This window comes from Corynebacterium sp. HMSC071F07, assembly GCF_001810285.1.
In the GTDB taxonomy this organism is placed as follows: Bacteria; Actinomycetota; Actinomycetes; order Mycobacteriales; family Mycobacteriaceae; genus Corynebacterium; species Corynebacterium simulans.
This window is the reverse complement of sequence record NZ_KV800705.1, coordinates 1-363: the sequence shown is the minus strand read 5'-3', so window position 1 is coordinate 363 and position 363 is coordinate 1. Positions and strand designations below refer to the sequence as shown.

The window sequence follows — 363 nt, the reverse complement described above, 5'->3', positions numbered from 1 at the left end:
TTAAGACAGCTTCGGCTTTTTTCGCAGCGGAACTCGACCGACCCACGACCAAATGATCTCCTACATCGACACGTATAAAGATCAGTTTGGGGTCGAGGCCATCTGTCGAGTCCTTAAACAAGCAGATCGTGGATTCATTACTTCACGCGGCTACCGCAAAGCCACCACACGCGTTCCCAGTGCAAGAGCCTTAAGCGATAGCCTGCTCATCCCAGAAATACAGCGTGTGCATGCGGAGAATTTCTCGGTCTACGGTATCCGCAAAATGTGGCACGCGATGAACCGTGAAGGCTTTCATATCGGCCGCGACAAGACTGCACGACTAATGAAGCTAGCAGGTGTTTCCGGCCGCAGACGTGGGCG

General features: G+C 53.2%; 1 pseudogene. It reads left to right on the top strand.

Going from position 1 to position 363, the window contains the following annotated elements:
• Positions 1-16: 16 nt before the first annotated feature.
• A pseudogene (locus tag HMPREF2724_RS04985) lies at positions 17-363 on the top strand (IS3 family transposase); the annotation flags it as partial.